Source organism: Streptomyces phytophilus, from assembly GCF_013870535.1.
Lineage (GTDB): Bacteria > Actinomycetota > Actinomycetes > Streptomycetales > Streptomycetaceae > Streptomyces > Streptomyces phytophilus.
The window spans coordinates 1-2,778 of the sequence record NZ_JACBXC010000816.1; the positions used below are offsets into that span (position 1 = coordinate 1).

The window sequence follows — 2,778 nt, forward strand, 5'->3', positions numbered from 1 at the left end:
AGCTGAAGAAGGTCGCCGACTCGCTGCCGGGCGAAGCCGCCCACTGGCACGCCGACGTCACCGACCACGACGCGATGGCCGCCGCGGCGGCCGAGGTCGAGGAGCACTTCGGCGGGATCGACGTGGTCGTCGCCAACGCGGGTGTCGCCACCGGCGGCCCGTTCCTCGACTCCGACGCCCGCTCCTTCGACCGCGTCATCGAGGTCAACCTGCTGGGCAGCGTGGCCACCGCCCGCGCCTTCCTGCCCGCGTTGGTCCGTTCGCGCGGCTACCACCTCCAGATCGCCTCGCTCGCCGCCGTGACGCCCGCGCCGATGATGGCGGCGTACTGCGCGTCGAAGTCGGGCGTGGAGGCGTTCGCGCACTGCCTGCGCGGCGAGGTCGGCCACCAGGGCGTGGACGTCGGCGTCGGCTATCTGAGCTGGACCGACACCGACATGGTCCGCGGCGCCGACGAGGACGAGGTGCTGCGCGACATGCGCGCGCGGCTGCCGTGGCCGTCCAACAAGACCTATCCGCTGGCGCCCGCCGTCGAGCGCCTCGTCGCCGGCATCGAGCGGCGCTCGCCGCACGTCTACGGGCAGTGGTGGCTGCGCGGCATGCAGTCGGTGCGCGGCGCGCTGCCGTCGCTCGTCACCGGGCCGCTGGGGCGGCGCGAGATGCGCAAGCTGGCGCCGCGGCTCGCCGCGACGCGGGAGTCGCGCGGCGGGCTGGTGGGCGCGGGCGGCGCGGCGGACGAGCGGACGCGGGCGCTGCGGGAGACGTGGGACACGTAGCGCGCGGCGGGGACGACGGCGAAGGGGCAGGGGACGGCGAACGGGCAGGGGACGGCGAAGGGGCGCACCCGGTGCGGGTGCGCCCCTCGCGCGTGGCTCAACTACGCCGTGTCAGCGCTGCTCCTGCTCGTCGTCGCGGTCTTCCTGCTTGCGGTCGCGGCCCTGCTCCGCGCCCTCCTGGGCACGCTGCGAAGGGTCCTGGCCGGACTCCTGTCCGCGCTCGCGGCTCTGCTGCGCCTTCTGCGCGGCCTCCTTGGCCTTCTCGGCGGCGTCGCCGGCCATGTCCTTCGCCTTGTCGAATGCGCCCATTCTTGTCACTCCTAGCGAGAGAGGGGGTACGGGCCTCCATCAGGCTTACATAGATGGGCGAATGCTGCATTTCGGGACCAAGTTCTCGGTCCGCTACGACTGCTGCGAGCGCGGCGGCAGCGGCGGCCGGCTCCGGTCGGGCACGTCGGTGTAGTCCGGCGGTGCCGCCGCCGGGTGCTCGCGCAGCAGGTCCAGCGCGGTGGCCACCGCGACGTTCAGCTCGGAGGTCCGGCCCTCCGCCCAGTCCAGCGGCGTGCGTTCCGCGACCACGTCGGGCGGGACGCCGGCGTTCTCCACGCCCCAGCCGTACTCGTCGAACCAGGCCGCGTTCATCGGCACCGTGATCACCGTGCCGTCGCCCAGCCGGTGCCGGCCCGTCATCCCGACGACCCCGCCCCACGTCCGCAGCCCCACCACAGGGCCGAGGCCCAGCAGTTTGAACGCCGCGGTGATCATGTCGCCGTCCGACGACGTGGCCTCGTCGGCCAGCGCCACCATCGGGCCGCGCGGCGCGGTCGAGGTGTACGACACGGGCTGCGCGTTGCGCGTCAGGTCCCAGCCCATGATCGTGCGGGTCAGCTTCTCCAGCACCAGCTCGCTGATGTGCCCGCCCGCGTTGCCCCGTACGTCCACGATCAGCGACTCGCGGTTCATCTCCATCCGCACGTCCCTGTTGAACTGCGCCCAGCCGCTGGCGACCAGGTCCGGGATGTGCAGGTAGCCGCAGCGCCCGCCGCTCAACTCGTGCACCACCGCGCGCCGCGCCGCCACCCAGTCCTGGTACCGCAGCGGGCGGTCGTCGACCAGCGGGACCACGGCCACCCGGCGCAGCCTCCCGCCGCCGCCCTCGATCGCGAACGTCAGCTCCACCGACGTGCCCCCCGCCCCCGCCAGCAGCGGGTACGGGCCGGTGACCGGGTCGACCGCGCGGCCGTCGACGTGCGTGAGCACCGAGCCCTCCGGGATGCCGGTGCCGGCCAGCGGGGAGCGGGCCCGGGTGTCGGAGGAGTCGCCGGGCAGGATGCGTACCAGCGCCCAGCCGAGGCCGTCGCGGGTGCGGGCGAAGTTCACGCCGAGGAAGCCGATGGGCCGCTGGTAGTGCGGCGGGCCCTCGTTGCGGCGGGCGGGCGTGACGTACGCGTGCGACGTGCCCAGCTCGCCCAGCACCTCGCGCAGCAGGTCGGCGAACTCGTCCGGCGAGGCCACGCGGTCCAGCAGCGGCCGGTACTGCGCCAGCACCGCGTCCCAGTCGACGCCGCACATGTGCGGCTCCCAGAAGTACGCCCGGATGATGCGGCCGGCCTCGTCGTACGCCTGGTGCCACTCGGCCACCGGGTCCGCGGTGTGCAGCACGCGCCGCAGGTCGATGTACACGGTGGTGTCCGGGTCCGCCTGGGCGGTCGCCGGGATGGCGCGCAGCGAGCCGCCGTCGTTGGCCACCAGCCGGCTGCCGTCGCCGCTCACGGCGATCTCCGTGACCAGCGACGTCAGTTCGGTGAGCCGGGCGGTCGAGATGTCGAAGTGCTCCAGCGTCGGCCGGCCGGAGGTGTCCGAGGGGTTGGCGAACGTCTCGCCGAGCGCGCCGGAGATCGGCCAGCGCAGCCACACCAGCCCGCCGCCCGCGACCGGCACGAGGGCCGAGTACTTCGACGCCGGCACCGGGATCGGCGTCACCCGGCTCTCCAGCCCCTCC

Annotated in this window: 3 protein-coding genes; 1 reads left to right on the forward strand and 2 read right to left on the reverse strand. The window is 74.2% G+C overall.

The annotated features are described in order from the left end of the window. A partial coding sequence (locus H5J30_RS25670) for an SDR family oxidoreductase (protein WP_181789722.1) occupies positions 1–776 on the forward strand: 776 nt, incomplete at its 5' end. 111 nt (positions 777–887) lie between these two features. On the opposite strand, the gene H5J30_RS25675 is transcribed toward H5J30_RS25670, so the two are convergent. Next, on the reverse strand, positions 888–1,085 hold the full coding sequence (locus H5J30_RS25675; protein WP_181789723.1) for a hypothetical protein: 198 nt from the start codon (positions 1,083–1,085) through the stop codon (positions 888–890). 93 nt (positions 1,086–1,178) lie between these two features. After that, a partial coding sequence (locus tag H5J30_RS25680; protein ID WP_181789724.1) for a S41 family peptidase occupies positions 1,179–2,778 on the reverse strand: 1,600 nt, incomplete at its 5' end.

Excerpts from the sequence above, each read along its gene's own strand:
- H5J30_RS25675 (WP_181789723.1), bottom strand. The coding sequence starts at position 1,085 with ATGGGCGCATTCGACAAGGCGAAGGACATGGCCGGCGACGCCGCCGAG.